This is a genomic window from Listeria sp. LM90SB2 (assembly GCF_028867355.1).
GTDB lineage: Bacteria > Bacillota > Bacilli > Lactobacillales > Listeriaceae > Listeria > Listeria monocytogenes_B.
The window spans coordinates 593392-619972 of the sequence record NZ_CP046449.1 but is presented as its reverse complement, the minus strand read 5'-3'; the positions used below and the strand labels follow the sequence as shown (position 1 = coordinate 619972).

Genomic DNA, 26581 nt, shown 5'->3' with positions numbered 1-26581 from the left:
ATCCAGAATGGCCTCAGTGCCATTCTGGATTTTTTATACTAAAACTAATTTACCTGCTTCAATGTAACTTAAATCATTCACTGTCTCAATTGTCCATTTGCCATTTTCAAATGCAAGTCTTGTAACACTTGCATTAGCTAAGTCTGGATTAATTAATGACTTATCAAAGAAAGAAATAATCGTATTAATAGCCATTCCGTGAGAAACAACTAAAACGTTGGCATTTTCCACCTGATTTTCTGCACTAACTGTATCTAAAGCATTTTTTAATCTAGCAACCATCTCATCCCAATTCTCGGACATACCAGTTTCATCAATTTTTTCTACAGTTTCCGAGATAATTTGATAACCATCATCGCCAAATTTTTCAAAAGCTTCTTCCATCGACTGGAAACCAAGATGCTCCATCACTTTTCCAAACATAATATCTTCATACTCACCTTCAAATTTACCAAAACCAAACTCACGGAAATCACGTAGTTCATTGATTTCCAAATGCGTCTGCTTGCTTTCACGTAAAATGATGCCTGCCGTTTCAATTGTTCGACCACGATCACTCGTATAAATAGCATCAAAGGGAGTTTCACGAAGGCCACGACCTAAAAATTCTGCCACTTCGATTCCTTCATTTGTTAATGGTGTATCTGACCAGCCTTGCACACGACGAGATGTATTGAACATCGTTTTGCCATGCCTAACTAAGTACACATTCAGTTTTCCTGTTGCCACTTAAACTCCCCCTTGCGCCTTTTTTCCAGCTTCTACATAAAACATGTTTCCAGGTTCTTCAATCGAATATGCTCCATCTTCAAAAATAACTTTTGTCACACTGGCATTTTCGATAATTCGTAAATTTTTACTAGGATCAATCATTTCAATAATGCGATGAATAACCATACCGTGCGCTACTACTAACACATCTCCACCACCACGCTTATTAGCATCGGCAAGAATAGTATCGAGTCCCGCAGTTAGTCTTTCTTCAAAAATAGCCGAGTTTTCCGTCATTCCAGTCTCATCCATTTTGTGCACCGTATCAATGACAATATTGGAATTATTTTCAGAAGTTTTATCATAATAGCTTTCAATAGATTCAAAACCATGCGCCTTTGCTACCATTTTTAAAACAGCTTGATTATATTCTCCTTCAAATTTGCCAAAGCCAAATTCACGCATTTCAGCTAATTTTTCTAGTTTTAAATGATGGTTATCGCTTTCTTTCATGACAATTCGTGCAGTTTCGATGGCACGTCCTCGGTCACTTGCGTAAGCGGCTACAAAATTAGTCCCTTTTAAACCACGACCTAAATCATGCGCAACAAGTGCTCCTTCTTCGGTTAACGGCGAGTCAGCCCAGCCTTGTACCCGATCAAGTGTGTTTAAAATCGTCTTTCCATGTCGCGTTAAATAAATAACTACCCTGCTTGATGATTCCATGTATACACTCCTTTAAATTATCACTTCTCCCTTTAATAGTAGCAATCTTAGGAGTTAATGGCAAACTAATTTATTCCTAGCATAAAAAAACACTTCCTCCAAATAAGGAGAAAGTGCGCTTAATTCCTTTAATGAACGCCCTTCATATATTTTTTCAAGAATGGCGCGAAAATGAATAATGCTACCGCAAAAGCAATTGCTACAAAACCAGTAATACCGAAATAAGCAATTTCAGTGTCAGCATTAAATAATTGTGTTAATTGTGCGTTAAATGATTGCCCCATTGCATCTGACAAGAACCATAAGCTCATCGTTTGTGAAGCAAAAGCTTTTGGCGCTAGTTTGGTAGTCGCAGATAATCCGACTGGTGAGATAAACATTTCACCGAAAATACAGATGAAGAAACTTAGTACTAACCAAAGTGGACTTACAAGCGTTGTTGTGTTTCCGTGCAAGATACCCGGAAGCATCATAACAACGAAAGATAAACCAGCGAAGAATAGTCCAAGGGCAAATTTACGTGGTGTAGATGGTTGTCTATCACCAAGTTTCGTCCAAATCCATGCGAAAATTGGCGAAAGTGTAATAACAAACACTGGGTTAAGCGACTGGAAATTGGCCGGATTTAAGTTCATACCCCAAATAGATAAATCCGTTCTTTCTGCCGCGAAAAGCGCCAATGTGGACGAGCCTTGTTCTTCAATCATCCAAAATAGTACAGCAATTAAAAATAACGGTATGTATGCAGTTAATCGTGATTTTTCGTCCGCCTCGGTTTTCTTGCTAGTCATCATCATAATAAAGTAAGCGAGTGGAACCCCCACGCCCATCACCGTTACAGCAAGGATAATCGTATCAATTGTTAAGCTACCTGTAATTAGTGTTAAAACAGCAATTAATAATCCTATGCCTAAAACAATGCCAATTATTTTGAATGTAAGACTTTTTGCTTCTGATCTTTGAAGCGGATTTGGCGCTTTTTTGCCAGCGTCTTTTAAGTAACGTTTTCCTGTAAGAACATAAACAACAAGTGCAATTGCCATACCAACAGCTGCCACACCAAAACCAGCATGGAAACTTCCAGCATTATCAGAAACTGCCGAAACAATAGGCGGGGCAATAAATGCACCTAAGTTAATCCCCATGTAGAAGATACTAAAACCAGCATCACGACGATTATCGCCAGCTGGGTATAAATCGCCAACGACATTAGAAACATTCGGTTTAAGTAGCCCAGTTCCGAGAATTATAAATGCCATCGAACCAAATAATGCCGCTGCTCCTCCATTTGGTAAAGCTAGTACAATATGCCCCACCATAATAAGGACTCCACCGTAAAAAATGGTCTGTCGTGCCCCCAAGACACGGTCAGCGAACCATCCACCAATGACTCCTGACATAAATACTAGTGAACCATAAATAGACATAATTGCTGTTGCGGTAGACTGGCTAAACCCAAGTCCACCATCTGCTACTGCAGTATACATATAATAAAGTAATAATGCACGCATTCCGTAATAGGAGAATCGCTCCCAAAATTCGGTGTTAAATAATGTAGCTAGGCCGCGCGGATGGCCGAAAAACGTCTTTTCCTTCTTGGTACTCAAGAAATTTCGCCCTCTTTCATTTTCTATTGATTTTTATTTAAGTAAGCAAATTTCTTCTCTAATGATTTGCGCAAAAGTTTCGTTATCCATTATAAAGCATTTGTATAAATTTGACGAGATACTTCTAGCGTTTGGTCGCCGCGTTCTGAAATATTCGTTAAACCGTGACGCTCTAATTGATCAACGAGTAAGTCCACTACTTCCTCGCCAAGCCCATAATCACTAAATCTAGTTCCTGCTCCTAAGCTTTCAAAGAACTCGCGTGTTTTGAGAATAGCAGCGTCTATTTTTTCTTCATCACTACCACTCTTAATCCCCCACACTCGTTCCGCATATTGCACTAATTTCTCATGCTTTTCACTGCGACGAACATTTAAAAGAGACGGGAGAACTATTGCTAACGTACGTGCATGGTCAATCCCATAAAGTGCGGTGATTTCGTGACCTAAACTGTGGCTTGCCCAATCTTGCGGAACGCCTCTGGATAATGTTCCATTGAGTGCATTTGTAGCTGACCACATAAAAGTAGCACGTGTATTATAATCATGATTATCTTCTTTGATAACATCTGGACCAATTTCGATTAAAGTTTGTAGTAGACTTTCGGCATAACGATCTTGCAGCAAAGCACCTACTGGATAAGTCATATATTGTTCCATTACATGCACATACGCGTCCATAATACCATTTGCAAGTTGACGTTTTGGAAGTGTGTATGTAAGTTCTGGATCAAGTAAAGAAAAAACAGGATAAGTATAAGCACTACCAAAGCCAAGTTTCGCTTTCTTCTCCACAAAAGTGATTACACCACCGCTATTCATTTCAGAACCAGTTGCAGGAAGTGTTAGTACTGTTCCAAAAGGAAGCGCTTTTGTAATCGGACGTTTTTCGCCAATTCCGCTACCAAAAATATCCATCGGTTCACCGTCGAACAATGCTCCCGCTGCAACGAATTTTGTTCCGTCAATCACTGACCCGCCACCGACTGCAAGTAAAAAGTCATAGTTTTCTTCTTTAACTAGTTGGATAGCTTTAATTAACGTTTCGTATGTAGGATTCGCTTCAATGCCACCAAATTCGCCTACTTCGCGTGATTTAAGAGCGGTTTTTACTTTATCTAAAGTTCCAAAACGTTCTACACTTCCACCACCATACAAAATCAATACTTTTTTATCTTGAGGAATCACTTCATTTAATTCATTAAAACGGTTTTTACCAAAAATAATATGCGTAGGGTTATAATAATCAAAGTTCAACATTTCTTTTTGCATGTTAACGTCCTTCTTTCTGTTTATAAATTTACATAGCATAGTTAATAATACACTTTTTTTAGAAAATTTAAACCTTATGCCAAAAGTTTCCATTTATATAAGTAAATTATCGTATTTTTTCCGAATTATCCCACCTGATAATAGTGATTTTCTATACAAAAGTCCTACTTTACGTTAAAATGAAAGGGAAGAAGAATGGAGTGAAGAACATGTTGATAAAAAACCTTTGTATCCCTAAAATAAATTTAACAACCGTCCCTGGAGATGCAACTTTACAAGAGGCTATCCATTTACTTGAAGAATCTGGTTATCGCTGTGTTCCTGTATTAGATGAAAAAGGTGAAAAATTCTTAGGTAATATTTATAAAATGCATATTTACAAACACGCAGCTAACGGTGGTAGTCTTAGCGACCCAGTAATGAGCTTAATTAAAAATGCGACGAAGCATATTTGCGTCAATGCATCTTTCTTTGAAGTCTTTTTTACAATCAAAGAGCTTCCATATATTGCGGTTTTAAATGAGCAAGGTAACTTTTATGGAATTTTAACGCACGGAAAATTACTTGGTTTACTCCAAGATGGCTGGAATGTGAAAACAACTAGCTATGTTCTTACGATTGCGACTGGCGAAGTTCAAGGGGCCTTAACTAAAATCACTAAAATTATCGATCGCTATTCGAGCATCTCAAGCTTGATCACTTTAGACAATCAAACGGAAGATTTCATTCGCCGCGTACTTGTTTCCTTACCAGTTGGCGTAACAGAAGATAAGAAAAACGAAATTGTTTCCCACTTAGAACGCAAAGGACTTCGTGTCGTAGAAACAGAAAAAATCGAAAAATAATAAAAACAGCTTGAAAACGAGGTAAATTCTCATTTTCAAGCTGTTTTTTCGTTAGGCTATTTTTCATTTTCCTGTTTTTTCTTTGCTGCTCGTTTGCCGACAAAGTAAGTTGCGATAATAAGAAGAATGAAAAGCAATACTCCACCTACGATATACATCCACGTGTAGTCTTTCTCCAGTCCAAGAGCTACTTTATTGGCTTTTTTTGCTTGATCAGAAGAGATAGTGAATTCTTTTGTCCACTCCCATTTATCTTCTTTGTTCTTAGCAACTAAATGCACTTTATATTTACCTGGTTTTAACTCTTGATTTTCCCAATCTACACTATAATTAAAATTGGAATTTGGCGCCATGGATAAATCTGTGCGTTTTGATTCATGTAAAACTTTTTCGCTGCCTTTCTTATATATTTTTGCATCCACGGCCAGTCCACCAACTAAGGTCGCTTTTGTATTTTGCAAATTCATTTCTACTACATTTCGGTAATTTCTGGTCGCTGGTTTAATTTGATTTAATTCTAATTCTGGCTTTACGACGGTCGTTTTTTCGGTTAATTTGACACCAATGACGTAGGCGTATTCATTTTTAATTTGGACATCGTTTTCGCTGGAGTCTTTTTCTTTATCCTCCTCTTTCTTTTCTTGAAAATGTAATCCTCCTAAAATAATACCGTCGTAGTTTTCAGCGGGCATTTGAATAGCCGCTGTCCAAATTTTGGTTTCGTTTGGCTTAAGTGTAACCTCAGAGACACTTTCCTTCACCATATCTGCAAAGGGGTATTTTAACGTTTTATCTGGTTTCGTATTTGGTATGGAATAATCCACGTAGCCCATCTCATTGGTAACGGCTGTATTGGCAACGCAATTAACGGTGATTTCTTCTTTACTCTGGTTCGTAATTTCTACATTTAAACTTTGTTTTTGCTTTGGTTTCATTTGTAAATCGAAATAGGTCACACTAGATGCCTGATTGTCAGAGAGAATTGCTTTTACGGAAAAACTACTATTTTCTGTTGCGTACGCCTGCTGTCCTGGAAAACAAAGAATAGCTAGTACACAAGCAAAGATGATAGCGCATATTTTTTTCAAGTGTCTCTTTCCTCCTAATTGCTCAATGTAAAAAGAGAAAACAACATCCAAAAATGAAGTTTTCTCTTAAAAATGTTAAACTGCTGGTGTATCGCTTAAAGTCCAAGTTAATGTACTTTGATAAGTTCCATCAGCGACAACGACGTTTTTCGGAATGGATAATTTTGGTTTGGAAGTATCTGTTGCGGACACTGCTTGGGAACCAAAGCTATCTGTCCATGTGCCCATCCCCTGGTCATCGTTAAAGTTGGTCGGTGTAGCTGTTTGCATATCTTTAGCTGCCATTACTGGAACTGCTGCGCCGCCAGTCATTGAAATTGTTACGCTATCATATCCAGTTGGCGCTTGAGCGGTAGAAGTCGCTGAACTAACAGTCGATTTGGGAATAGTTAGCTCTGCACCTGGAATCGTTTTTGCTGGTGTAGAAGAATCTTTGAAAGCACTACCCGTCACGGAAAGTGTCCAACCTGTATTAGTACCACGAACATCACTAATTTGTGCATAAGGAGTTACTTTCTTAGTTACTGAAACTTCCCCTGGCAAATCTTGTTGTCCATTACCATTTGCGTCTACATAAGTAGAAATCGTATCATCCGCTGCATGTACATTTAACGCACCTGAAGATAAGCTAGAAACGTTATGCGTACCAAAATCCCAGTCAGATACGGCTAAAATCCAAAGTCCGTCTGTACCTACGGGTGGATCAGTTGGATCCGGAATAACTGGGTCTGGATCAACTGGATCTGGATTTACTGGATCCGGATCTGGCGTGGTGCTTTTATCAAATTTTACAATCCCTTTGGAATCTTTCGTTACGGAAGTGGCAGCTGAAGCAAAATCTCCAGAAAGTACTGGTGCCACAATCAAACCTAATGCTAATAAACTCGCTGTTGTTACTTTTACTGTTCTACTTGTCATTATTATTCTCCTCTTTCTGATATCCTTTTTTTGTCGTGCAGTTTCACCGGATTTCTTCCCTCACCTCCTTAAAATAGCCTTTTTTCGCGATTAAAATGAATCCAAACCCTAGTAAAACAAGATAAAAATCAGTTGTATCTCCTGTTTTCGGCAGTCTTTTTGGAGGAACTTTGGTCGGAAAAGTGCCGCTTCTGTCATCTGTTCCAGTTCTTGGTTTTCGGGGGTCATGCGTGAAAATCACTCCCGCTTTACTTGTCGCCTTATCCGTATTCGCTTTTACATAAAACGGCGAGGCGCACACAAATAAACAACAGATTAAAATGAATCCCATTTTTTTCAATTTAGATAGCTCCTTTTGTTTGATGTAGCTGATTGCTTATTATGGTCGAGGCGCATCTTCTAGTGTCCAGGTGATTTTCGACTCATAGGAATCGTTCACTAGCGCATCATTTGGCTCAATTTCCATGGATAAACTGTCTTCCAGATTGACGATGGTAGAATCATATTTTGGGTCTGTCACAGCTGATTGTTTCTTTTCGATAGGTTGATTCGTCGTATTTAAATAAATCGGACTACTGGAAGGCGATTTGCTTTGATATTTTAGCGAAGTTTGTAGTATATCGCCGCCGCTATTGGTAAATGGCGTCATCGCACCCGTTATCGTCCAGCCTTGCCGCACAGTTCGTCTATCGATCACCTCTAACTCAGCCTTTCCAGACGAACCATAGCATGTAAGTGTTTGTTTCTTATCTGAAATTGGTACGGAATCTGCATTTGCATCTATATCCATTCGAAATTCATCTGGGATTTGCAATTCCAAAAGTTCTTTTACGTGAACAATGACTGTAACAGGTATTGCATCTTGCTTATAGTAGCCACTTTTAGGTGAAGAAAGAGTTACAACATAATCTCCCGCCGTATTAAGTCTTACTTTATATATAAAGTCATCTCTTAGTGTTCCTTCACCTGTCAAAGTTGCATTTACATCTGCTCGAAATTGAGTAGCATTCACTTTATCTCCTACTAAATAGGTGTATTCTGCATCTGCGGTTATAACTGGTGGCTTATACTTAATCAGTACCGAAGTAGTGAACTCCGTATTTCCTTCTATGTTAGAAGCTTTGATAGTGACAGGGTAAAAGCCTACAGAATTCACATCTTTTAGCACCTTATCAAAATTTGTAGTAATCGTTGTTGGTTGATCTGTTATCACATTGAGATCGTTTAGAAATTGTTGTTCCGTAAGTGGTGTACCTAGCTCATAAGTAAGGCCTGAATTGTAAGACACAACTTGGGGCGGTTCAACATAAGTTAATGGCTTGTAAAACGTACCATTGTATTCAACTAGATTATTGCTACCATTAAACGGAATGTCCTCGTCCCACGAATAGGTAACTCCTGAAACCCCAGAAACCCGATTAGAGCTATACTTCGGTCTTTTGGCCATTACTTCTGCTGAATATGTAATTTTAGAAGTAATAGGATCAATAGTTGCTTTGGGATTAGTAGCAGTTATTTTAACCGGCTTGGTTATTCCAAAAACAGATGGTTGTAAAGAAAATTCATACTTACTAGAAGTAACTACCGGCGTTTCCACATAGAAACTTTGGCTCCTAACATATAATCGCTGTAAATTAGGCATTTTGTTATTTGTAAGACTAGATAAATCAGTAATATGATTATCATCCAAATCAAACACCTTTATTTTAGTACTGGCAAAATCAGCAAGCGGTGAAACATCTGATATATTATTTCTTTCTACAGATATTTCTTCTAAACTAGGTAATTTATTAGGAAGCTTTTTAAAAAGAGATAAATCAGAAATATTATTACCCGCTAAGTCTATATATTTAAGTGTTGGTGCGCTCAGTTCAGTAAGAGGTGAAATATCTGAAATATTACCATTATTAATATTTAACCGATATAACTGTGGATATCCATTTGGTGCCTTTAAAAAAGGAGACAAATCCTTACATTGGTCATCAAACTGTAACTGTACATTGTAAAGATTGGGTAGATATTGAATGCCTTCGATACTTCCTATAGTAGCAACTGAAGTTAAGTACCACATTCTATTTAACTCTACCTCAGTAACAACATCATCCACTTTCCAATCCGTTTTAGTAGGTGTTTGAAAATTGTTATTTTCTGTTCGTCCTAGCTGGTTTGCGACAGTTTTTGCCATCCCTTCATCGGGAAACAAATCTGCTATCGTGCTATTCGCTGGAATTGTTAGCGGGCTAGCTTTCAGATTTTTAGGTGTATTTACATTTTTTAACGTAGATGACTTATCATCTTGTAGTTCCGGACTCTTAGGTAACTCTTTTCCTGTTTCTACAGCCTTCGAATAAACCGGAACAATAAGTGCTAAAATTAAAACAAACAGCAGAACTACTTTCCAATTAAATTTCATTATTTTTATGTCTCCTTTTAAATGCTAGTTAGCTGGTCTTCATAATGACTTGCTACTTTTTTTTGAACAATAAAAGTATTTTCATGCGGTTTTAAAATTTCTTGCTCCAATAAGTGAATTCGTTGTCTATAAAAAGCTGCTTTGGATAAAGTACTGTATTCAATTAAGACTTTCAATGTCACTTCTGGTGGCAACGAAACATTTCCGTTTTCATCCGTTTTACCAATGAGTTCTCCCAAATATTTCATGGCATAATATAGTTTATCTTTATGCTCTTTGCCGTTAAGTAATGCTCGATAATATAAATGCCGCCCGATTCTCTTTAGAAAGAAATACTGAAAACCAAAATTTTCGGGAAATAATGTTAATGCATATTCAATATCTTCTTTTTTATATTCGTATACTTCACAGTTATCTGAGAGAGCAATATTTGTCACAAACTCTGGCTGATCTTCTAAAATGGAATAACGTAGAAAAATACCTGGTTCAAATATAGATAAGAGTTTTTCTGGAGATTCATATGTATAACTGCTTATATAACCATCTATTAGTAAAACAACATTACTAAATTTAGAAGCGTTCTCCATTAAATTTTCGCCACGTCTTAGCTTGCGTTTCGTGTGTCTAATCCCATATTTTTGCATCATGTCAACAAACTCTTTATATGTAAATAACTTTTCCACTATAGCCCACTCCTTTTCTAAAATAATTTAGTAAGCGATATATAAGTTGGGCGAGAACTCAACTTATGTTACCATGTGCGGCTTGGCAGATTTTCTCCATAGAGATGGAATAATGATATTTCTTCTAGAATAATTCTAAAAAAATTTGGTGAATTCCTCGTAAATAAGAAAAAAAGTTGTTTGTTTTTTTGTCACAAATAAATAGTATGCACACTGTCTATTTCAAAATTACTCCTTTTTCGGCAAAAACGATGTTCCTATCTACCCCAACTTTTCATAAAGCAAATTCTATGATACTATTAGCATAAAAACATTTGTGACATCGTATAACTTTTGTTCCATTATGATGTAAATGGAGGTAAGTAGAATGAAATGGGAAGAAAAAAGAGATATGGTGAAAATCGCTACGTGGTACTATCACTACGGCTGGACCCAAGCGCAAATCGCCAAAAAAATCGGGATTTCAAGATCCATTATCTCTAAAACTTTGCAACGCGCAAAAGACTTAGGCATTGTGGAAATCTTTATTAAAGATGAAACTTACTATACGGTAGATTTAGAACAAAAATTAGAAGAAAAGTTTGGTTTAGAGGAAGCGATTGTCGTTGCAACGCACGATATGTCTGAGGAAGAAGCACTGAATTTCCTTGCCAAAGAAGCTGCCTATACACTGAGTAAAAGGATTGCTAAAGTAAAAACTCTCGGGATTTCATGGGGGAAAACAATTCGCAAATTTGCTAATGAATTCCCATTCATCCCGCATAAAGACTTAACAATTATTCCGCTTATAGGTGGAATGGGCTCGAGTGATATTGATCTGCATTCCAATCAAATTTGTTATGATTTAAAGAAAAAAATGAAATGCCACTCCAAATATTTGTATGCGCCTGCGCTCGTTGAAGATACGGAAATGAAAACCGATTTATCCAAAAACAAATATATTAGCGAAGTATTAGAAGAAGGAAAAACGGTTGATATGGCTATTGTCGGTGTATCGAGCCCTTATAATCACAGCACAATGGAAGAAATCGGCTATATTAATTCTGAAGATATTGAAGAACTACGCTATAAAGATGTTGTCGGTGATATTAATTCACGCTTTTTCACAGCAGACGGAAAAGAAGCAAAAACTGAGATTAACACCCATGTAATCGGTCTTAGTCTAGAGGAGTTGAAGAACATCCCCACCGTCGTCGCACTTGCAAACGGATTACAAAAAAAAGAAGCATTAGTGGCAGCTCTTAATGCCGGATTGATAGATGTGATTGTGATTACTGATAGAATGGCCGAATACATTCTTCAAAAAAACGACTAAAAAATAATCCTAACTATAAAATTTAAAATATCCAAAAGCTCTCTCCCGCAAAGGAATGAGCTTTTTTTATTTCTCAAAAAATAAAAAAAGCTAATATTTCATTGACGAAAAAATGTTAAAGTGTTATATTTAATTTGTGAAATATGACATTTGTCACTATAGGTGACAAATGTTACAAAATTCATTTGTTAGGATAAAATAGCTTTATCCGGAGTTTTATTTTAATAAATGAAAACGATTACTAGGAGGAACTTGAAATGACTTTATATAGACAGTTACTTGCTCGTGAGAACGAAAATAATCCGATTCGCGTTGGTGTTATCGGCGCTGGTCAAATGGGATTCGGTATGATTTCGCAAATCGCCGCTATTCCAGGTATGAGTATCGTTGGTATTAGCGATATTCATGTAGAAGCAGCACAAAAAGCCGCAGATGCTTACAATGCCACAGCAACCAAAAAAGAAAAAATTCTATTATCTAATGACTTTAAAGAAATTATTCATTCTGATCTTGTAGAAGTGATTGTTGATGCTACTGGTGTTCCAGAAGTCGGCGCAAAAATTTCCCTAGAAACTTTACTTGCTAAAAAACAACTCGTTTTACTTAATGTAGAAATTGATATTACTATCGGACCACTAATGAAAAAACTATATGACAGCGCTGGTCTCGTATATACTGGCTCTGATGGCGACGAACCGGCTGCGATAACTGAACTTTACGAATTTTCCAAATCTATGGGTATGGAAGTCCTTGTCGCTGGTAAAGGGAAAAATAATAAACTTAAAATCAGCGCTAACCCTGATAGCTGTCAAGCGGAAGCCGATGGGAAAAATATGGCGTCTCACATGCTAGCTGCTTTCCAAGATGGAACAAAAACAATGGCAGAAATGAATTTACTTTCTAATGCTATCGGTTATGTCCCAGACGTTGTTGGAATGCATGGTATTTCAGGTGACGTTGATTCGGTCATCAAAGATCTAGACTTAAAAGACCAAGGTGGTATTTTAAACAAATTTGGCGTTGTAGAATATGTAGACGGTTTGGCTCCTGGCGTATTCGTTATCGTCAAAGGGCAAAACGAAGGCGTTAGTCACGAACTTAGCTACCTCATGAAAAAAGGCGACCGGGATCATCACATTCTTTATCGTCCTTATCATCTAGCTAGCCTTGAAACACCTCTAACCATTGCAAAAGCTGTGTTGAACCACGATCACGCTATTGTTCCAATGGGCGCACCAGTTTCTGAAACGGTTGCGGTTGCTAAAAAAGACATAGCTGCCGGTGAAAAATTAGATGGCATTGGCGGTTTCTGTGTACGCGGTGTACTGGAAACTCACGTCGATATGGCAACGAATGGTCATATTCCTATCGGCTTGATTAGCGGTGAGGTAGTAGCCCGCAGAAATATCAAAGCTGGCACATTTATTACTGACGAAGACGTTTCATTAGATGAATCCACTACTGTTTGGAAACTTAGAAAACTGCAAGATGAAACATTTAATAAATAATTTCAACTTGGTGGGAAGTGATTTGTCTTCCCACCCTCTAAGGAGGAAAAGTAAATGAATATTGTCCTTATTGCTTCCCTCATTTTCATCGCTCAGACAGGTCTTGCTTTTTTCCAAGTGAGGTATTATCAGCATCATATGAACAAAGTTGCGGATAAATATGCTGGGAAAACTGGTTATTATCTTTATTCCGAAATGGAACGACTCAAATTTCGCACAAGTGCTGTAGCCATTCTGGTAGTGAATGAAAACCGAGTTGTACATGAATGCCAAATTTTAACCGGAAAGACTGTTTTTGCAAAGTTCAAGACTTTCACCAACTATCATCATAAAGATTTATCCGAAATATTGACGGATCTTAGTAGTAAAAATAAGAATACAATCCAAGAAAAAGCAATTATTAAAACAGTCAACAGTTGCATGAAAGCGCTTTAAATAACTAAAAAGGAGTGTTTCCTAGTGAATTATATTGAATGGTTTGGAACAAACTTTATCGGCCTATTTGAGGCTGGCGGCAAACAGTTTGTGAGTTTTATGACAGGAATTGTCCCTCTTTTAATTGTCCTTTTAACCTTTACTTACTCGATTATCGCCTTTATCGGGGAGGAGCGAGTCAACCGAGCAATCCAATTTTCAGCCAAGAACATGATTTTGCGCTATACCTTAATGCCCGTTTTATCCGTACTGATGCTAACAAATCCAATGGCTTATACATTTGGTCGTTTTGTTAAAGAGCATCAGAAACCAGCTTTTTATGACTCCGTTGTATCGTTTTTGCACCCAGTTACAGGATTATTTCCATATGCGAATGCTGGTGAATTATTCGTTTATCTAGGCATTGCTAATGGTGTGGTCGAAGCTGGATATAGTATGTCAAGCCTTGCAGTTCGTTACTTCCTAGCTGGAATCGTGGTTATATTAATGCGTGGTGTGATTACAGAATCAATTACGAAATTCTTAATGCGAAAAGAAAAAGTCTGAAATAGAAGGAGGCAAATGAAATGTATCAATCAATTCATGTGAATAAAGGTCAAGGCGGTTGGGGAGTCGGACTAGATATTACTCCGAGCGAACCGAGAACAAAAGTTGTTTCTATTACTGGTGGTGGTATTCATCCTGTAGCACTGAAAATTGCCGAATTATCTGGAGCTGAAGCCGTGGATGGTTTTAAAAATTCAATTCCAGAAGAAGAAATGATGTGTGTTGTTATTGATTGTGGTGGCACTGCGAGAATTGGTGTTTATCCGATGAAACGTATTCCAACAGTCGATGTGCTCCCTTCTTCTCCATCAGGTCCGCTCGCAAAACATATTACAGAAGATATTTTTGTTTCTGGCGTCAAACCTGAAGATATTGAAGTTCGAGACAGAAGCACTGAACCTGGGAAACCATTTGACAGAGAGAAATTCAAAGAAGATTATGCCAAGATTAAAGAAGATCAAGAAGAAGCAAGCCAATTAAAAGAAGGTTTCCTTGTGAAATTTTCTCGTGGCATTGGTAAAGCAATGGGTGTGTTCTATCAAGCAGGGCGTGATTCTGTGGATATGCTTATTAAAAATATTATTCCGTTTATGGCTTTTATTAGTATGATTATCGGTATTATTAATTACACTGGGATTGGGAAATTAATTGCGAATACGCTCTCTCCTTTAGCTGGATCACTCTGGGGAATGTTATTAATTGCTTTTATTTGTAGTTTGCCATTTCTTTCACCTATTCTCGGTCCTGGAGCAGTTATCGCTCAAGTAATCGGCGTTCTGATTGGTTCTCAAATTGCGATTGGTGCTATTCCAGTTACTTACGCCTTACCAGCACTATTTGCAATTAATGCTCAAGCTGGTTGCGACTTTATCCCCGTAGGACTCTCTCTTGCAGAAGCTAAGCCAAAAACGGTTCAGTTCGGCGTTCCAGCTATTCTTTATAGCCGGATGATTACTGGTGTCCTTGCTGTTGTTATCGCATGGGTATTCAGTATCGGTATGTATTAATTTTAGGAGGAATTTGCTATGACTATAAGTAAAATTATGGAAATCGGGCCACTTGTCCCCGCTTTTGAAGAAGAAAAAATCGTTATCTTATTTGGACCAACTGCTACCAATGAATTACGCGAAATATCTGTTATACACGAATTCCAAGATGTACCGAATAACGCCCTTACAAAAGGGAACACGTTACTCATTGGTGAACAAGCGTATACAATAGAAGAAGTTGGCTCAGACGCAAACAAAAATCTCGAAGAACTTGGCCATATTTCCGTCTATTTCCGCTCAGGACAAAATGAAGTTTTACCGGGAGCTATTGTTGTTTCTCCAGAAATTTTTCCAACAATTACGGTTGGCGATAGTATTCAATTTTAAACATAAAAATTTTTTGTGCTACATTTCACCTTGTCAATCCTCCCTGTTTTCGATATAATTACTTTTGTAACGATAATGAAAATCATTTTCAATTAGGGAGGAAATACACAATGTACCAAAAGCATAAATGGGCTGCTATTTTGATGACTGTGCTTTTAGCAGTAGTATTAACCGCTTGTGGCAGTTCTTCGGATAAAGACTCAAGCAAAGAAAAGGAATCCGCAACAAAAACGGTCACTGATACAATGGACCGTAAAGTAGAAGTTCCAACAACACCGAAAAGAATTGTCGCACTTCAAAATGTAAGTGAAATGGAAATTCTTGGCGTTAAACCTGTTGGTACAACTGATTATTACATCACTACATACCCTGAGGCAACAAAAGGGACCGAAAGTGTTGGTAATGACAAACCTAGTATTGAAAAAATCGCTAATTTAAAACCAGACTTAATTATTATTAGTGATTACCAAAAGGATCTTTTAGAGAACTTGGAAAAAGTGGCTCCTGTTTATATCACGCATTTTGGTGATACTCCGGACAAACAACTTTCGAACATTGCCAATCTCTTAAATAAAAAAGCAGAAAAAGAAAAATGGGACAAAGATTACGCGGCAAGCTCTAAAGAAGCAAAAGCAACACTCAAAGATGCTGGTGTTGCGAACGAAAAAGCGGCAGTAATTCAATTTTATGGCAAAGAAATCTATGTGCACGATGCAAAAGTCTTTGACGGCTTATACTCCGGCGCAGGTTTCACACCGACAGATGCTGCTAAAGCAAACAAAGAAACAAAAGCTATTTCTAGTGAAGCAATTCCTGAATATGCAGCAGGAGCAGATCGTCTCTTTATCTTAATGCCAGCTGATGGCAATACCGATTCTGTGGATGAAATGCTAAAAGGTGTTTGGAAAGATATTCCAGCTGTGAAGAAAAACCAAGTGTATAAAGTGGATAATACTAAATGGAGTGACTACAGTGCCTCTGCTCAACTTTATCAAATGGAAGATGCTGTAAAACAAATTACTGGTAAATAATAAAAAAACCCGATTCTACAAATAGAATCGGGTTTTTTTATTATTTATTTAAGAAACCATAAATATCATTATTCACTTTTCCGAATGAAGCAATGTGGTTTTGGACGTTGGAGAATAATATAACATAAGTTCTTCCTGTATGACTGACACTATTAGATACGTCCCAACCGGTCACAACTCCGTGACTATTATAACTACCTGGATCCACATAGAATCCCATTCCATAAGTTGATTTGCTTCCTGATGTGAACATTTTTTTCAAACTTGCTTCAGAAATCAATTTTTTATCCATCAATGCTTTGTCAAACAAATACATATCCGTTGTAGACATACTAATGTCCCCTGCACCATATAATTTCGTTAAGTCTGCAAGCTTTGGACTTTGAAAGACTCCATTTTCATCAATTTTATAGCCTGTTGATACGTTTTTTCCCCCATCAACATCTTTTTGATAGTATCCTGTATGCTTCATTCCTGCAGGGGTAAATATATTTTCTTGAAGATAGGTAGCTAAAGGTTGCCCACTAACTTTTTCTACAAGATAACCTACTACAGCATAATTAGCATCCAAATAATCCCATTTCCCAGGTTGTGATTTAATTCCTCGCTTTTCAATAGCTTTAATAATTTGATCCGGTGTCATATTACTCGTTAATTTTGGTCGTCCAACTATACCAGATGTATGATTCATAAAGTTCTTCACTAAAATCTTATTACCATTAGGAAAGTCAGGTATATACTTCGAAATTGGATCATTCGTATTTATTTTACCTTTTTCTTCTAATTGTAAAAGTGCCGTTGCTATGATTGCTTTTTGAGAAGAGCCAATATAAAACAAAGTATCTGGTGTATTCAATACTTTTTCATCACGATTTGCATACATATACCCTTTTTGTATGATAGTTTTTCCATCGCGAACAACCAGTGCCGAACCACTAAAACCAATTTTTTGTAAATAGTTATCAATTTCTTGATTTTTTACAATTGTTTCCTTTGGCTTTTCTTCTACTGGTTCAGGCTCTTTCGTTTCTTCAGGCTCATTAGTTGCTGCATTTTCCGGTGGGTTTGTTGCGGTTGCTGCTTTCTTCTTAGTAGGTGCGGATACTGTTTGCTCTTGTTTACTTTTGAATTCGTATATCATCCAACTTGTGGCAATAAACAGTAGAAATACAGTACTCAACACGATAATCATGTTCTTGCGTCTTTTGTGTTTACGTCTTTCGCGTCGATTCATTTCATCACTCCTGGTCTAGTCTAATCGTTAAATGACTTTCCCAAAAGAGAATGTATTAATAGAAAATATCCCAAATTTCTATCAATACCTAACACTCCACATATATCGTAATTTATTACTTCAGATAAATCAATACGGAAATATACCTATGTTTTAAAAAAACTTTTCAGTGGTATAATAAGGAAGGATAAATTGATTAAGCAACGACAAATTGCTATAAAGGAGACTAGATAAAAATGGTACAAATAACAAAAGGTAAATTTGATGGTTTACAAAGACTCTCCAACGAAAAAGGTGTCATTGCAGCGCTTGCCATTGACCAACGTGGCTCACTCAAAAAAATGATCCAACAAGCAAAAGGAACAGAAAACAAAAAAGATGTGGAAGACTTCAAACAACTTGTTTCTGAAGAACTTACACCTTATGCTTCTGCGATTTTGCTTGATTTAGAATATGGTACTCCAGCAATCAAAGCTCGCCACGAAGGTAGCGGACTTTTAACTTCTTATGAAAAAACAGGATATGACGCAACAACTCCTGGTAAACTTCCTGATTTAATTGAAGATTTATCGGCACTTCGTATTAAAGAAAATGGCGGAGATGCTGTTAAAATTCTCGTTTATTATGATCCAGATGAGCCAGCTGAAATTAATGAAATCAAATATGCCTTTTTAGAAAGAATCGGTGCTGAATGTCGCGCAGTTGATATTCCATTTTTCTTAGAGCCAATTACTTATGATGCAACAGTTACTGATTCTGGTTCTTTAGAATATGCTAAATTGAAACCAGCAAAAGTAAAAGCTTCAATTAAAGAATTCTCTAAACCTCGTTACGGTGTAGATGTACTTAAACTTGAAGTTCCAGTTAACTTTAAATATGTGGAAGGTTTTGCGGAAGGTGAAGTCGCTTATACGCAAGACGAAGCAGCTCGTCATTTTGAAGAATGCTCTGACTTAAGCCCACTTCCATTTATTTATCTTAGTGCTGGTGTAACTTCTGAAATGTTCCACAAAACAATCCAATTTGCGAACCAACATAACGTGCAGTATAGCGGCGTTCTTTGTGGTCGTGCAACTTGGGCTGATGGTATTGAAGTGTACGGCAAACAAGGCGATGACGCTTTACGCGAATGGCTTCGTACGCAAGGGAAAGAAAACATTACTTCTCTTGATAAATTGCTTGATGAAGGTGCCGTTCCTTGGTGGACAAAATACGGTTCTTTTGAAGACGTACATGTAGTAGAAAAACAATAGCATGCGAAAAGCCTCCAGTTAATTGAATTAGCTGGAGGCTTTTTTTATTAATTTTGATTTAAAAAATTATACGCAAACTGGGCATATAGCTCGGCGCCATTTTTCATGACACTTTCGTCAATATTAAATCGGCCATGGTGATGCGCCCATTCGGTGTCTTTTTCTGGATTGCCGCAGCCAACGAGTGCGAAACTTCCGGGAGCTTCATCTTGAAAATAGCTGAAGTCTTCGCCGCCCGTGGTTGGACGTTCAAAGTAAAGCATCTCTTCGCCGAATGATTCTGTGATTGTTTCTTGGACGAGTAGTGCGCTTTTTTCGTCGTTGATTACTGGTTGTGTGCCTTGTTTGTATATCATTTCTGCCTTGCCACCGTAGATAGCGGCGGTTTGTTTGGCGTAGTGTTCAATTGATTTTGCGACTTTGGCGCGTGTTATGTTGTTGAAGCAACGAAGCGTTCCTTCCAAACGGGCATTCTCTGCGATAACATTGTAGCGAGTGCCGACATCCATTTTGCCGATAGTTACTACGACTGGATCAAGTGGATCTGTTTCGCGTGATACGATGGATTGGAGGTTCATAACGAATGAGGAAGCAATTACAGCAGCGTCGATTGTGTCATGCGGCATTGCTCCGTGACCACCTTGTCCTTTGAAGTCGATTTGGATAATATCTGCGGAGGCGAATGTGGAGCCGACTACGCACGATATCTTTCCACTTGGAGTTTGGGACCAGATATGAATCCCAAACACGTGGTCCACGCCTTCCATCGCTCCTTGGGCTATCATAGCTTTCGCACCCTCTGCAATTTCTTCTGAAGGTTGAAAAATGAAGCGCACTGTTCCGGGTAGTTCGTCTTTTATTTCTACGAGTGCTTTTGCCGCGGTTATTAGCATCGCTGTATGAGCATCATGACCACAGGCATGCATTTTGCCGTCTTCTGTGGATTTATATGGGAGGTCTTGGTTTAGTTCTTGGACTGGGAGTGCGTCCATATCGGCACGCAAGGCAACTGTTTTCCCTGATTTCCCGCCTTTGAGTTCCGCGATTAATCCGGTTGGTTCCGTGCGGCGGTAAGGAATGCCCAGTTTGTCCAATTCTTTGGCAACTTTGTCGGTAGTTCTAAATTCCTGCCATTGGAGTTCGGGATGCATGTGCAAATCACGGCGGAAGGCAATCATTGCTTCTTCATTATTTAAAACTGCTTGTTTTATTTTCTGATTCATTCGCGCTTTCCTCCGTCCATTTTTTTACTGTTTCCAGTACGACTTCGATTCCTTTTTGGAGTTTGTCGTAATCCGTCCATTCTTCGGGCGCATGGCTTATACCATTGTGGCTAGGGACAAAAATCAAGCCTACTTCGGTTAAACCTGCAAAAATCATTGCATCGTGTCCGGCCCCGCTAACCATTGTTCGGTATTTTAAGCCGAGTTGGTCGGCACTTTCAGTCAATGCTTGATGAATCTCTTTTGATAAATGGGTCGGCGGTTCGTATAGCATATCTTCTATTTCGCAAGTGATGCCGTTTTTCTCTGCGGATTGGATAATTTCTTTTGTTTTTGCTAATGTATTTTGGACGTGAATTTCGTCTTTTGCTCGGATATCTACGGTAAAAACGACTTTATCTGGAATAACGTTTGCGCCATTTGGATAGACGTTGAGTTTGCCCACTGTTAATACAGTTCCGCCGCCTTCTTGGATAGCTAGTTCTGGTAGTTGACCTAAAATTTCGACAGCTGTGATCAGCGCATCTTTTCGGTCAAGCATTGGGGTTGTGCCTGCATGGCCGGCTTGTCCTTTTACTGTTACTTTTATTTCTGTTAAACCGACTACTGTATCTACTAGCGCCACATCTTCATTGGCATTTTCTAGGACTGGTCCTTGCTCAATGTGTAGTTCGATAAATGCTTTAACGGATTCTTTCGTGCGGATAGCTGTAACTACTTGATTTGCATCAAATCCTACTTTTGCCATGGCTTCTGCGGCTGTAATTCCATCTATATCTTTCATTTCATGGAGCATTTCTTTGGTAACTTTGCCAGTAATTGTACGTGAAGCAAGGAGGCCAGCGCCAAAACGAGCGCCTTCTTCTTCCACCATCGCAATAATTTCAAGCGGAAAATGTGGTTTAATTTGTTGTTCATAGAAAACAGTGGCTACTTCAAGTCCGGTAATGACGCCAGCTGGTCCATCAAAAGCACCACCATTTGGTACAGAGTCAAAATGAGAGCCGACAATTACTGCTGGTAAATTTGGATTTTCGCCTTCTAGTCGTCCGTAGATATTTCCAATCGCATCTTCTGAAACAGCAAGGCCTACTTTAGCCATTTCTTGTTTTAAATAGTTGCGCGCGTCGAGGTCTTCTTTGCTATATGTAAGCCGAGTTGTTCCCTGACCCGGAGTTGCTGTATAAGTATCTAATTTTTCTATGTGTTTTTTTATTCTTTCAAGATTTGTTTGCATCAAGCACACCTCCTTTTTTCTATTTTACAGGAAACTTGAAAAAATGCTCGCTAAAACAACTCACAAAAAAAGTGATCCCTATTTTCTAGGGATCACTTGCGAATTATTTAGCGAATTGTGGTAAAAACTCTTTGTGTGCTTCTAGCATTTCATCTAGAATTGTTTTTGCTAAGTCGCCGCTTGGAACGAGTGGGTTAGAAGTGAATGCTTGTAGTGCAGTTGCGTAATCGCCTGTTACTGCTGCTTCGATAGTCAATTCTTCCATGGATTTCATTACTTGTAGTAAGCCGCGTTGTGCTGGTGGGAATTTACCGAAGTTGATTGGTTCTGCGCCATGCGCACGGATAACACTTGTGATTTCTACAGCACTATCGTAAGGAACGTCATCAATTGCGCCGTTATTACGAGTAGATACTACCATTACGGTACCTTTGTTGTTGTAAATGGAATTGATGATTTCACATGCTGCATCACTGTAATGTGCGCCGCCTCGTTTGGATAATTCTTCTGGTTTGTAATCAAGATTTGGGTCTTTATATAATTCGAATAAGCTGTCTTCTAGTTTTTTCACGACTTCTCCGCGAGTACCTTCGTTTTTGAAAGATGCCAGTTCTTCTTCAAGCATTGCATCCGTCATGTAGTAGTAACGGTGATATGGACAAGGAAGCATTTTTAGATGTTTAACTTGCTCATATAAGAAGCGCATGTTTTTAATGTTTTCAACGACTTTTCCTGGGTTAGCATCTGGTGCATAAAGGCCGTCGATAACTTTTTCTGTTAATTCGGTACCATCTTTGTCGAATACGCGGTGCCAGTGCAAGTGGTTGATTCCAGCAAATTTGAAGAATAAGTCTTCTTCTGGTTTTTCTAAAACGTCGGATGCGCTTTTCACTGCTCCGATTGGCACGTTACAAAGACCGATAACTTTATCCCAGTTGCCGTAACGAAGAACGGCTTCTGTTACCATACCTGCTGGGTTTGTGAAGTTGATTAACCAAGCATCTGGGCAAAGTTCGCGCATATCTTCAACGATACCAAGAATGACAGGAATCGTACGGAAAGCTTTAAACATTCCGCCCGCTCCGTTTGTTTCTTGACCGATGATGCCGTGGCTAAGTGGAATTCTTTCATCTTTAATACGAGCGTCTAATAAACCAACACGAAATTGTGTTGTAACAAAATCTGCATCTTTTAGAGCTTCACGACGGTCAAGTGTTAAATGTACTTCGCAGTCAATGTTTGCTGCTTTGACCATACGTTTTGCCATATTACCAACGATTTCTAATTTTTCACGACCAGCTTCAATATCTACTAGCCAAAGTTCTCTGATTGGAAGTTCATGATAGCGTTTAATAAATCCTTCAACAAGTTCTGGTGTGTAACTGGAACCCCCACCAATTGTAACGATTTTTACACCTTTTTTCATAATATACTTACCTCCTAGAATTTTAAAGCGTTTTCTTTTCTTCTCATTCATCATAATTCATGTAATGCATTACAGGTCAAGCACTTATTTTAAATTTATCCAAACTGGCTATTTGGCGGGATTTTTTGGTATACTAATTAGAGAGCTACGAGAAATCGAGGTGTTTTTTAATTGGCAAATATACAAGAAATCGCGAAACTAGCGGGTGTTTCATCAGCAACGGTTTCCCGAGTGATTAATAAGCGCGACTATGTAAGCGATGAAACCAGAAAACGTGTTCAGACAATAATTGATCAGTTAGATTATGTTCCGAATATAAACGCCGTGTCTCTGAAAAAAGGGGCAACGAAGCTAATTGGCATGGTTATTCCTAGCTTTACAGATTCTCTGAATGTATTTTTGAAAAGTTTTACGATGATAGCGCAAGAGCATGGTTATAACGTCACATTGTTTATGACGCGGATTGATCCAGATAAAGAACTAGAGGCCTTAGAGATGCTGCGCCAAAAACAAATTGATGCGCTCGTCCTGGTCATTCGGTCAAATGATTGGAAAACGATTGAACATTACACCAAATATGGCCCGATTGTCACTTGGCAACGTGTCGAAAGTGAAAAAATCCCTTCTGTATTTATGAACCAATATGATGGATATACGCTTGCACTAGAACATTTATATGCAAAAGGATATCGAAAATTCGTGAATGTTTACGGGAATACGACCGGGCTCAATACGCAAAGTCGCATGCTTGCTTTTAAAGACTTTTGTGCGCGTTATGAGCTTGATCCGCATGAGTTTAGACAGTTTTACGGGCAAGGTTCTCGGCAAGACGGGGAAAAGATTGCGCATTGGTTTGCGGAAACAGAGCATAAACCTGACGCCTTTTTGACACCGAATGATTATTTTGCGGCTGGGCTTTTGACGGAAGCAAGACGGCTTGGTTACAGTGTCCCGGAAGATTTTGCGATTTGTGGGTTCGATAATATGGAAATCGCGCATTTGCTTGATATCACAACGATTCACTACCCGGTAAATTTGCAGGCTGAAAATGCTTTTACGCTCATTATGAATCAATTATTTGGTAGCAATTTGCCCCTGCTTGATTTAGATTTTCATTTAGTTGAACGAAAAACGACATAATAAAAGGTTTCCTCGCAAATTTGGAGGAAACCTTTTTCGTTAGTTTTTAAAAGAATGAATTGGTGCTGGGATTCGACCGCCGCGAGCAATGAAGTCCACAGACGATTTTCCGTTTACTGGCATTACTGGTGCCGTGCCAAGTAAGCCGCCGAATTCGACCATGTCGCCAACTTTGGTGCCACTTGCTGGAATCACTCGGACAGCAGTTGTTTTATTGTTAATGACGCCAATAGCCGCTTCATCCGCAATCATTGCTGCTAATGTTTCGGCAGTTGTGTCACCTGGTACGGCAATCATATCCAGACCAACCGAACAAATTGCTGTCATTGCTTCTAATTTTTCGAGGTTGAGCGCCCCTTGCTGCACAGCTTCAATCATACCCGCATCCTCAGAAACAGGAATGAATGCGCCTGATAAACCACCGACATGTCCACAAGCCATTACGCCGCCTTTTTTCACTGCGTCATTTAAAAGTGCGAGTGCGGCTGTCGTGCCATGTGTTCCAACCATTTCTAGTCCCATCTCTTCCAAAATGTGTGCGACCGAATCACCAATCGCTGGAGTTGGTGCAAGTGATAAATCGACAATCCCAAAAGGAACGCCTAGTTTTTCGGAAGCGACTTGGCCAACGAGTTGACCCATTCTAGTGATTTTAAACGCTGTTTGTTTGACTGTTTCAGCAACGATATCAAACGGTTCGCCTTTTACTTTTTCAATAGCACGTTTCACCACACCTGGGCCGCTGACACCAACATTGATAACGCAGTCCGCTTCACCAACACCATGGAATGCTCCGGCCATAAAAGGATTATCCTCGACAGCATTGGCAAATACAACGAGTTTCGCGCAACCTAGGCCTTGCGTATCTGCTGTTAAGTCTGCCGTTTCTTTGATTACCTCGCCCATTTGGCGGACAGCATCCATATTGATTCCCGTTCGCGTCGAGCCAACATTGACCGATGAGCATACGCGTTCCGTTTGTGCGAGTGCTTGCGGAATCGAGCGAATCAGGATTTCGTCACCTTTCGTGTAGCCTTTTTGAACGAGTGCGGAATAGCCCCCAATAAAATTCACGCCAACCTCTTTTGCAGCAGCATCAAGTGTTTTCGCAAATTCTACGTAGTCAGTATCTGCGCTTGATCCAGCGATAATCGCAATCGGAGTGACAGAAATTCGTTTATTAATAATTGGAATGCCAAACTCAGATTCAATCGCTTCACCAACTGCAACTAAATTACGCGCTTTGGTAACGATTTTTTGATAGATTTTCTTTCGAGCCACTTCGCCGTCGCCGTCCATACAATCTAGCAAAGAAATTCCCATTGTAATCGTCCGGATGTCCAATTTTTCTTCTTCAATCATTCGTATCGTTTCTAAAATTTGATTTGTTTCCATACTAGCATCGCCCCCATCCTAAAGTTTGTGCATTGCGTTGAAAATTTCTTCCCGCTGAATATGTATTTTTACTTGGAGGTCCTCGCCTTTACCGGCTAATTCTGCCTTTACTTCATCAAATTCTTTCGTGATTTGGCTAATATCGCACATCATCATCATCGTAAAATAACCATCCATAATCGTTTGGGATACATCCACAATATTGATATTCAGTTCAGCTAATTTATTACTAACACCTGCGACAATACCCACATTATCTTTTCCAATTACAGTAAGTACAGCTCTCACATTCAACACTCCTTTAGTTCGTTAATACGTTCCATTATAGCATAAAAAATCTAAATCTTGTGAAAAAGAAAGCAAAATTACTTCACCTGCCAAGAAGTGCAGTATGACGCCATTGGCAAACTATTTTCAAGCGTAATTAATTTACTTTGACTGAGTAAAAATGCTTTAAATTTTTCTGGCAAACCTAAATCTGCTTCTAATTCTTTTGTGATAAAATCTTTTACATAACCAATTTCCCATCGGCTATCTTGCATTTTTTCTGAGAAGATACTTGTTTCCGCGCCCATTTTCCAGTTATGCTCTTGGATGATTTCTTGCATATCTATTGGTGTAATGAATGTTCGGATATTGGACTGCGTGTCTTGTTTGAAAGCTTCATAAGATGATTGGGTGAGCACAGCTAACATATGCGACGTTTGTTTTACATCCGTAATTCTCGTATCCCATTCCGCATAACAAACGCGTTTCGCCCACTTGCTTAGTAATTCGAGCATTATCGTGAGCTCACTTTTGGAACTAAAATACCACGAAGCATGCGATAAAACGGCTACATCAAAAGCATTTTCTGGAAAAGTGATATCACCGTTTAAAATATCTGTCCCTAGCTTAAAATCAATTTGCGCACCAAGCTTTGATTTCTGCAAATGGTCTGTCGCATCGCCAATGGTAAACGGAGCACCATAAGTCCGCGGTGCAATATCAATACCTTGCACAAAGCCACTAGCACCAACTGCATTCGCAAGTACGGCTGTCGTATCGCCTTGCCCACAACCAACCTCCAGCACTCGGTCCCCATTTTTCACTTGCCAAAAATCAACTAGTTTGATGCGGTGCTCTGTTTGGGTCCGCTGAATTTCTTTGTCATTTTCGTTTAATAGCATACAATCGACTATTTCTTCTAAGTTCATGGTA

The 26581-nt window shown here is 38.7% G+C and carries 26 protein-coding genes; 10 read left to right on the top strand and 16 right to left on the bottom strand.

Features of this window, described 5'->3' with window-relative positions; genetic code table 11:
• Positions 1 to 33: 33 nt before the first annotated feature.
• The 4 genes from GL301_RS02965 to GL301_RS02950 all read right to left on the bottom strand — a co-directional run bounded on the left by GL301_RS02965 (position 34) and on the right by GL301_RS02950 (position 4315).
• The gene (locus tag GL301_RS02965; protein ID WP_003727275.1) at positions 34 to 729 is read right to left on the bottom strand and encodes a histidine phosphatase family protein; all 696 of its coding nucleotides are present in this window, start codon (positions 727 to 729) and stop codon (positions 34 to 36) included.
• A complete protein-coding gene (locus tag GL301_RS02960; protein ID WP_003727276.1) occupies positions 730 to 1437 on the bottom strand; it encodes a histidine phosphatase family protein in 708 nt (235 codons plus the stop codon). It lies immediately after the preceding gene.
• 128 nt (positions 1438 to 1565) lie between these two features.
• Positions 1566 to 3044 (bottom strand): peptide MFS transporter, encoded by a 1479-nt coding sequence (locus GL301_RS02955; RefSeq protein ID WP_003727277.1) that lies wholly within the window; start codon positions 3042 to 3044, stop codon positions 1566 to 1568.
• Positions 3045 to 3133: 89 nt separating this feature from the next.
• Complete coding sequence (locus tag GL301_RS02950; RefSeq protein WP_003727278.1) at positions 3134 to 4315, bottom strand: iron-containing alcohol dehydrogenase; 1182 nt, start codon at positions 4313 to 4315, stop codon at positions 3134 to 3136.
• Positions 4316 to 4524: 209 nt separating this feature from the next.
• Here GL301_RS02950 and cbpA point away from each other — a divergent pair, with 209 nt between their 5' ends.
• Positions 4525 to 5160, top strand: coding sequence for a cyclic di-AMP binding protein CbpA (gene cbpA / locus GL301_RS02945; protein ID WP_003725455.1), 636 nt, complete (start codon positions 4525 to 4527; stop codon positions 5158 to 5160).
• 56 nt (positions 5161 to 5216) lie between these two features.
• Here the strand turns inward: cbpA and GL301_RS02940 are convergent, their stop codons facing one another.
• From GL301_RS02940 to GL301_RS02920, 5 genes are all read right to left on the bottom strand, one after another.
• Positions 5217 to 6248 carry a WxLIP family cell surface protein gene (locus tag GL301_RS02940; protein ID WP_010958763.1) on the bottom strand — a complete coding sequence of 344 codons (1032 nt, stop codon included), beginning with the start codon at positions 6246 to 6248 and terminating at the stop codon, positions 5217 to 5219.
• Positions 6249 to 6323: 75 nt separating this feature from the next.
• A complete protein-coding gene (locus GL301_RS02935; protein WP_003721345.1) occupies positions 6324 to 7166 on the bottom strand; it encodes a WxL domain-containing protein in 843 nt (280 codons plus the stop codon).
• Between the two features lie 43 nt (positions 7167 to 7209).
• Complete coding sequence (locus GL301_RS02930) at positions 7210 to 7506, bottom strand: LPXTG cell wall anchor domain-containing protein (protein WP_003727280.1); 297 nt, start codon at positions 7504 to 7506, stop codon at positions 7210 to 7212.
• A 39-nt stretch (positions 7507 to 7545) separates the two neighbouring features.
• Positions 7546 to 9579, bottom strand: a complete 2034-nt coding sequence (locus GL301_RS02925; RefSeq protein ID WP_003727281.1) for a leucine-rich repeat domain-containing protein — start codon at positions 9577 to 9579, stop codon at positions 7546 to 7548.
• Between the two features lie 17 nt (positions 9580 to 9596).
• The gene (locus GL301_RS02920) at positions 9597 to 10262 is read right to left on the bottom strand and encodes a cyclic nucleotide-binding domain-containing protein (protein ID WP_003727282.1); all 666 of its coding nucleotides are present in this window, start codon (positions 10260 to 10262) and stop codon (positions 9597 to 9599) included.
• A 367-nt stretch (positions 10263 to 10629) separates the two neighbouring features.
• Between GL301_RS02920 and GL301_RS02915 the strand changes: the two genes are divergently transcribed.
• The 7 genes from GL301_RS02915 to GL301_RS02885 all read left to right on the top strand — a co-directional run bounded on the left by GL301_RS02915 (position 10630) and on the right by GL301_RS02885 (position 16473).
• Complete coding sequence (locus GL301_RS02915) at positions 10630 to 11577, top strand: sugar-binding transcriptional regulator (protein ID WP_003721341.1); 948 nt, start codon at positions 10630 to 10632, stop codon at positions 11575 to 11577.
• A gap of 257 nt (positions 11578 to 11834) precedes the next feature.
• The gene (locus GL301_RS02910) at positions 11835 to 13085 is read left to right on the top strand and encodes an NAD(P)H-dependent oxidoreductase (RefSeq protein ID WP_003725450.1); all 1251 of its coding nucleotides are present in this window, start codon (positions 11835 to 11837) and stop codon (positions 13083 to 13085) included.
• A 54-nt stretch (positions 13086 to 13139) separates the two neighbouring features.
• Positions 13140 to 13520 carry a transcriptional regulator GutM gene (locus GL301_RS02905; RefSeq protein WP_003725449.1) on the top strand — a complete coding sequence of 127 codons (381 nt, stop codon included), beginning with the start codon at positions 13140 to 13142 and terminating at the stop codon, positions 13518 to 13520.
• Positions 13521 to 13544: 24 nt separating this feature from the next.
• The gene (gene srlA, locus GL301_RS02900; protein ID WP_003725448.1) at positions 13545 to 14066 is read left to right on the top strand and encodes a PTS glucitol/sorbitol transporter subunit IIC; all 522 of its coding nucleotides are present in this window, start codon (positions 13545 to 13547) and stop codon (positions 14064 to 14066) included.
• A gap of 20 nt (positions 14067 to 14086) precedes the next feature.
• Complete coding sequence (gene srlE, locus GL301_RS02895) at positions 14087 to 15073, top strand: PTS glucitol/sorbitol transporter subunit IIB (RefSeq protein ID WP_003725447.1); 987 nt, start codon at positions 14087 to 14089, stop codon at positions 15071 to 15073.
• An 18-nt stretch (positions 15074 to 15091) separates the two neighbouring features.
• A complete protein-coding gene (locus GL301_RS02890; RefSeq protein ID WP_003725446.1) occupies positions 15092 to 15442 on the top strand; it encodes a PTS glucitol/sorbitol transporter subunit IIA in 351 nt (116 codons plus the stop codon).
• A gap of 110 nt (positions 15443 to 15552) precedes the next feature.
• The gene (locus GL301_RS02885) at positions 15553 to 16473 is read left to right on the top strand and encodes an ABC transporter substrate-binding protein (RefSeq protein WP_003725445.1); all 921 of its coding nucleotides are present in this window, start codon (positions 15553 to 15555) and stop codon (positions 16471 to 16473) included.
• Positions 16474 to 16513: 40 nt separating this feature from the next.
• Here the strand turns inward: GL301_RS02885 and GL301_RS02880 are convergent, their stop codons facing one another.
• Positions 16514 to 17707 (bottom strand): serine hydrolase domain-containing protein, encoded by a 1194-nt coding sequence (locus GL301_RS02880; RefSeq protein ID WP_010958760.1) that lies wholly within the window; start codon positions 17705 to 17707, stop codon positions 16514 to 16516.
• 236 nt (positions 17708 to 17943) lie between these two features.
• On the opposite strand from GL301_RS02880, the gene GL301_RS02875 reads away from it, so the two are divergent.
• On the top strand, positions 17944 to 18960 hold the full coding sequence (locus tag GL301_RS02875) for a tagatose-bisphosphate aldolase (protein ID WP_003725443.1): 1017 nt from the start codon (positions 17944 to 17946) through the stop codon (positions 18958 to 18960).
• 47 nt (positions 18961 to 19007) lie between these two features.
• On the opposite strand, the gene GL301_RS02870 is transcribed toward GL301_RS02875, so the two are convergent.
• The 3 genes from GL301_RS02870 to GL301_RS02860 form a co-directional block, all read right to left on the bottom strand.
• Positions 19008 to 20183, bottom strand: a complete 1176-nt coding sequence (locus GL301_RS02870) for a M20 family metallopeptidase (RefSeq protein ID WP_003734857.1) — start codon at positions 20181 to 20183, stop codon at positions 19008 to 19010.
• Positions 20149 to 21420, bottom strand: a complete 1272-nt coding sequence (locus GL301_RS02865) for a Zn-dependent hydrolase (RefSeq protein ID WP_010958759.1) — start codon at positions 21418 to 21420, stop codon at positions 20149 to 20151. Before GL301_RS02865 ends, GL301_RS02870 begins: the two co-directional genes overlap by 35 nt.
• A gap of 103 nt (positions 21421 to 21523) precedes the next feature.
• Complete coding sequence (locus GL301_RS02860) at positions 21524 to 22846, bottom strand: 6-phospho-beta-glucosidase (protein ID WP_003721330.1); 1323 nt, start codon at positions 22844 to 22846, stop codon at positions 21524 to 21526.
• Positions 22847 to 23017: 171 nt separating this feature from the next.
• Here GL301_RS02860 and GL301_RS02855 point away from each other — a divergent pair, with 171 nt between their 5' ends.
• Positions 23018 to 23986, top strand: coding sequence for a LacI family DNA-binding transcriptional regulator (locus GL301_RS02855; RefSeq protein ID WP_003725440.1), 969 nt, complete (start codon positions 23018 to 23020; stop codon positions 23984 to 23986).
• Between the two features lie 39 nt (positions 23987 to 24025).
• Here GL301_RS02855 and GL301_RS02850 read toward each other — a convergent pair whose 3' ends face one another.
• The 3 genes from GL301_RS02850 to GL301_RS02840 form a co-directional block, all read right to left on the bottom strand.
• Positions 24026 to 25381, bottom strand: a complete 1356-nt coding sequence (locus GL301_RS02850; protein WP_003721328.1) for a PFL family protein — start codon at positions 25379 to 25381, stop codon at positions 24026 to 24028.
• 18 nt (positions 25382 to 25399) lie between these two features.
• Positions 25400 to 25669: an ACT domain-containing protein gene (locus tag GL301_RS02845; protein ID WP_003721327.1), complete on the bottom strand. Its 270-nt coding sequence runs from the start codon at positions 25667 to 25669 to the stop codon at positions 25400 to 25402.
• 77 nt (positions 25670 to 25746) lie between these two features.
• Positions 25747 to 26577 carry a class I SAM-dependent methyltransferase gene (locus GL301_RS02840; protein WP_009928324.1) on the bottom strand — a complete coding sequence of 277 codons (831 nt, stop codon included), beginning with the start codon at positions 26575 to 26577 and terminating at the stop codon, positions 25747 to 25749.
• Between the last annotated feature and the right edge of the window lie 4 nt (positions 26578 to 26581).

Coding starts and splice junctions, on each gene's coding strand:
- GL301_RS02960 (WP_003727276.1), bottom strand. CDS start 1,437: ATGGAATCATCAAGCAGGGTAGTTATTTATTTAACGCGACATGGAAAG.
- GL301_RS02950 (WP_003727278.1), bottom strand. CDS start 4,315: ATGCAAAAAGAAATGTTGAACTTTGATTATTATAACCCTACGCATATT.
- cbpA (WP_003725455.1), top strand. CDS start 4,525: ATGTTGATAAAAAACCTTTGTATCCCTAAAATAAATTTAACAACCGTC.
- GL301_RS02935 (WP_003721345.1), bottom strand. CDS start 7,166: ATGACAAGTAGAACAGTAAAAGTAACAACAGCGAGTTTATTAGCATTA.
- GL301_RS02925 (WP_003727281.1), bottom strand. CDS start 9,579: ATGAAATTTAATTGGAAAGTAGTTCTGCTGTTTGTTTTAATTTTAGCA.
- GL301_RS02915 (WP_003721341.1), top strand. CDS start 10,630: ATGAAATGGGAAGAAAAAAGAGATATGGTGAAAATCGCTACGTGGTAC.
- GL301_RS02910 (WP_003725450.1), top strand. CDS start 11,835: ATGACTTTATATAGACAGTTACTTGCTCGTGAGAACGAAAATAATCCG.
- GL301_RS02905 (WP_003725449.1), top strand. CDS start 13,140: ATGAATATTGTCCTTATTGCTTCCCTCATTTTCATCGCTCAGACAGGT.
- srlE (WP_003725447.1), top strand. CDS start 14,087: ATGTATCAATCAATTCATGTGAATAAAGGTCAAGGCGGTTGGGGAGTC.
- GL301_RS02890 (WP_003725446.1), top strand. CDS start 15,092: ATGACTATAAGTAAAATTATGGAAATCGGGCCACTTGTCCCCGCTTTT.
- GL301_RS02885 (WP_003725445.1), top strand. CDS start 15,553: ATGTACCAAAAGCATAAATGGGCTGCTATTTTGATGACTGTGCTTTTA.
- GL301_RS02880 (WP_010958760.1), bottom strand. CDS start 17,707: ATGAATCGACGCGAAAGACGTAAACACAAAAGACGCAAGAACATGATT.
- GL301_RS02875 (WP_003725443.1), top strand. CDS start 17,944: ATGGTACAAATAACAAAAGGTAAATTTGATGGTTTACAAAGACTCTCC.
- GL301_RS02870 (WP_003734857.1), bottom strand. CDS start 20,183: ATGAATCAGAAAATAAAACAAGCAGTTTTAAATAATGAAGAAGCAATG.
- GL301_RS02865 (WP_010958759.1), bottom strand. CDS start 21,420: ATGCAAACAAATCTTGAAAGAATAAAAAAACACATAGAAAAATTAGAT.
- GL301_RS02860 (WP_003721330.1), bottom strand. CDS start 22,846: ATGAAAAAAGGTGTAAAAATCGTTACAATTGGTGGGGGTTCCAGTTAC.
- GL301_RS02850 (WP_003721328.1), bottom strand. CDS start 25,381: ATGGAAACAAATCAAATTTTAGAAACGATACGAATGATTGAAGAAGAA.
- GL301_RS02840 (WP_009928324.1), bottom strand. CDS start 26,577: ATGAACTTAGAAGAAATAGTCGATTGTATGCTATTAAACGAAAATGAC.